Raw genomic sequence first — 3492 nt, forward strand, 5'->3', positions numbered from 1 at the left:
AGTCGTCGGTCCGCGCGTACTGCACGGGCGAGGTCATCACCTGGCAGAGCCGAGCCGCCGGGACCGCCGGCGCGTCGAGGTCGCAGTGCAGGAGCGCGAGCCCGAGGGCGAAACCGATGCAGGTCATGTGTCGTCTCTCGCGGAGAGGGGCACGGTCTGCCCGGCGAGGGCGTGCGTGCAGTCGCCGAGGAACTGAATCCGGCCGTCGGTCACGAACGAGTGGCAGACGCCACAACAGGCGGGGTTGCCGTCCTCGGGATCGTCGCAGCCGTACTGGCAATGCGGACCCGTGCCGCGGCCGCCGGCGCCGGGCACATGATGACCCCAGGTCACCAGCACGGACGGCGAGAACGCCGGCCGCTCGTGATCGCCGTTGAATCCCCAGCACGGCTTGCTGCCATCAGAAACGACGCGCACGGCGTGCGGCTGATCGCAGCCCGGGCAGTGGAACAGCACCGACCCGTTGTTGGCCGTCCGTAAGACGCCGATGCGGGCCATCACTTCGCCTCCGGGAGGAGGTCGCGATCGTCGTCCGGCCCGTCCGCCGCAGCGTCAGCAGCCGCACGAGCTCGGGCTTCCTGTGCCTCAGCGACCAGCGTGGAGGCGTTCGCCTGCTGCGCCGCGCCGAGGTCGCGCTGATCTTGGTCGTGCCGCAGGCTGTCGACCTCCTTCACGATGGCGTCCGAGAACGTCCGCGCGAGGAGGCCGAGCAGCGTGCTCAGCAGGGCTGAGAGGCTGAACACGTCAGCCGACCACGGCCGGGGCGGTGGTGGTCGGGCCGGCCGCCGTCGGGGTCGAGGTCGCGAGGGAAGCGCCATCCTCGACCGGCAGCAGCGCGATGATGTGGTCGCGGATCGCGTTCACGCCGCCGGTCCACGAGAGCAGCCAGCCCGGGGTATGCTCGACCACGTAGTTCAGGGCGTTGGCCAGTACCGCGTTGCCGACGTCGAAGCTCAGCGTCTTGTCCTTGGCGGCGCCAGCCACGGTGTTCACGCCGAAGCTGATCGCCTTCTCGACGAGCTGCTGGGTGATCAGGCCCTTCACGACGGCGCCGATCGACGCCGGCAGCCGGCGCAGGCCCCAGGTGATCGCCGCCATGACGACGGCCGTGACGATCTCGACCGCCGCCTGTGCGTAAGAGGCGATCCAGGTCCCGAGCGGGACGGTGACCACCGCAGTGTCGGTCGCGGGCTGGGCGACGGTGGCTGCGGCCTGGGCGAAGGCCGGGTGAACGCCGAGACTGACGACGGCGACGACGAGCGCCACGGCGGCGAGCGTCATGCCGGGCAAGCGCCGGGCAGCACAGATCAGCGCGGCGATGAGCGCCGAGCCGAGCAGAAGCACCATCACGCCGTGGCCGGCGGCGCGGGACAGGTCGAACGGCTGGCCGAGATCGGCCAGGGCTGGAGAGCAGGCACAGGCGAGCGCCAGCGCCGCGAAAGCGATGCGGTTCATGTCGAGGTCTCGTTGTCGGGGGTGCTCGGCGGGCCCGGCCGGCTCGGGTCGAACTACCGCGGAATCCGCGGAGCTTGGGTCAGGCGCGCGGGCGGGCGGCGGCCTTCGCGGCCGGCTTGGCTCTCACCAGGGGCACCTTCTTGAGAATCAACACGGCTTGCTTCTCATCCGTGATAGGCGAAGCCAACACAGCGGCCACAGCCGGCGCAGGCGGCGACCAGGGCGTGTCCGGGACCTTGCGCCAGAAGGCGAATCGAGCGGCCAGCTTCGTGTCGTACGCGTTCTTCCGGTAGCCGGGGCCGTTGTAGCCCATCGCAAACGCGGCCCAGCGGTGATCGCGGAGCTCGTCGTCGAGGTGATTGGCTCGGATGAAGGCTACCGCGGCGGCGAGCTGCGCCTCCTCGCTGTCGAGGAAGGCTGCCACCATCTCGGCCGCGCTCTCGAACCCGGCCGCAACGTGGTTGGAGCCCATTATCTGCCCGAGACCCCACGAGGTCGCCTCGAGCGCTACGCGGGGATCAATCGCCAGGGCCTGAACGATGCGCGGGTAGCTGTCGGACGGGTACGGCTTCGTGCCCCACTTCGGGTAGGCAATCCCGAGCCGCACGAGCTCGGTGCGCACGGCGCCCTGCGACAGCGCGTAGGCCCGGTGCGGCTCATAGAGCGCCTTCGGCCGGCCCTTGCTGTCGAAGCCGCCGCCGGACGTCTCGACGTCGAGGAAGGCATGGATCTCATCCTCCCCGACGCCAATGCCGTGTCCGAGACGCGGCAGGTCCTCATCGGCTAGCCGCTTCCCGGCGCCCTTGAACGCGCTCTCGCGCAACCGGCGCAGCGCCACCGCGCTTGCGGTGTCGGTCATGTCGTCCTCACGATGTCAGGGGTAGGAAGGCGCAGGAGGCCCGGGCGCTGACGCTCACGGCGCCCAGGCTCAGACAGGTTTCGGCGACCGTCAGCGCGACACGCTCACCATCTTGCCGAGCGGGACGATGGTCGCGGTGCCCTGAATTCTGCCGCCCTGATTGAGCCGATAGCCAAGATCGGCCACGCCTGGCGTGTTGGTCCCCACAGCGAAATCGATCGTGGCGCTTCCGCCCTGAGTGCTCGACTTCTGCGTGACGACCAGCGGGCCCGCCCCAGTGTTCGTCAGGAGGAACTCTTCATCGCGCACGAACCCGCCCACGCCCTGGATGACACCCTCAAGAACCAGATGGATCGAGGCAGAGCGGAACGGCGGCACCGTGACGTGGTAGGCGTAGGCGTAGTTCGTCGAGCTGGACGTATCGATCGCTACCGTGTCCGCCCGATTGAGGAAGCCATACTCGTCAGCGAACGCCGTGCGATTGTCCTGCAATGACACTGCCCCCGTGACGGTGTTTTGCCCGACGACGATGTTATTGGCGCCCGGATCCAGCTTGATCGGGAAGCCGGAGATCGAGCTGAAGTTGTTGCCGGTGATTACTGCGCCAGAGGCGCCGGGACCCGCAAACCACAGGCCGGTGGGGCACCCGGCGAACTCGTTCCCAACGATCGAGATATTGCCAAAAACTCCGGTGGTGCCGCCGGCGACCCGCTCAAACTTCATGCAGGCGGTGCCGCTGTTCTCGATCGAGTTGCCCGAGAACTGGAAATCCTGCGTCGCCGTGCCATCCGGCAGCTTCATGTGCCAGCCGATGTCGCCGCCCAGCCCCTTGAAGCCGAGCACCTTGAGGCCGCCGCCGCTTTCGTAAGAGACGAGATCGCCGGTTTTCGTGAAATTGTCGACCTTGACACCGAGCCACGTCCAGTCGCCGGCGTCCGAGTTGGCAATGTTGCGCGTGCGAATACCGATGTTCTTCGAGCCATCCACCGAGACGTTGTCGAGCTTGCCGGTGACGTTCGATTGGATGTCGATGCCTGTATCGAAGCCGATGATACGGGAGTCGCGCAGAACCGGCGATGAGCCCTGCTCGCCGGCGCCCATCTGAACGCCGACGCTGCCCAGCCCGTTGATGCCGACGAAGGTCAGCGGCAGGTTGTAGAGGCCCGAATAGTTTCCGG

At 68.0% G+C, this 3492-nt stretch carries 5 protein-coding genes; all 5 read right to left on the reverse strand.

Features of this window, described 5'->3' with window-relative positions; translation table 11 throughout:
* Positions 1-123 precede the first annotated feature (123 nt).
* Complete coding sequence (locus ME121_RS32485) at positions 124-498, reverse strand: ubiquitination-like system serine protease family protein (RefSeq protein ID WP_059410313.1); 375 nt, start codon at positions 496-498, stop codon at positions 124-126.
* Positions 498-743 (reverse strand): hypothetical protein, encoded by a 246-nt coding sequence (locus tag ME121_RS32490; protein ID WP_059410314.1) that lies wholly within the window; start codon positions 741-743, stop codon positions 498-500. The genes ME121_RS32485 and ME121_RS32490 overlap by 1 nt, the downstream gene beginning before the upstream one ends.
* A 1-nt stretch (position 744) precedes the next feature.
* Entirely contained in the window at positions 745-1455 is a 711-nt protein-coding gene (locus tag ME121_RS32495) for a hypothetical protein (RefSeq protein WP_059410315.1), read from the reverse strand.
* Positions 1456-1534: 79 nt separating this feature from the next.
* Positions 1535-2314, reverse strand: a complete 780-nt coding sequence (locus ME121_RS32500) for an N-acetylmuramidase family protein (RefSeq protein ID WP_059410316.1) — start codon at positions 2312-2314, stop codon at positions 1535-1537.
* A 90-nt stretch (positions 2315-2404) separates the two neighbouring features.
* Positions 2405-3492: hypothetical protein (locus ME121_RS32505; RefSeq protein ID WP_491892950.1), on the reverse strand; the 1088-nt coding region annotated here is incomplete at its 5' end.

The organism is Methylobacterium sp. ME121 (assembly GCF_000974725.1).
Taxonomy (GTDB): domain Bacteria; phylum Pseudomonadota; class Alphaproteobacteria; order Rhizobiales; family Beijerinckiaceae; genus Methylobacterium; species Methylobacterium radiotolerans.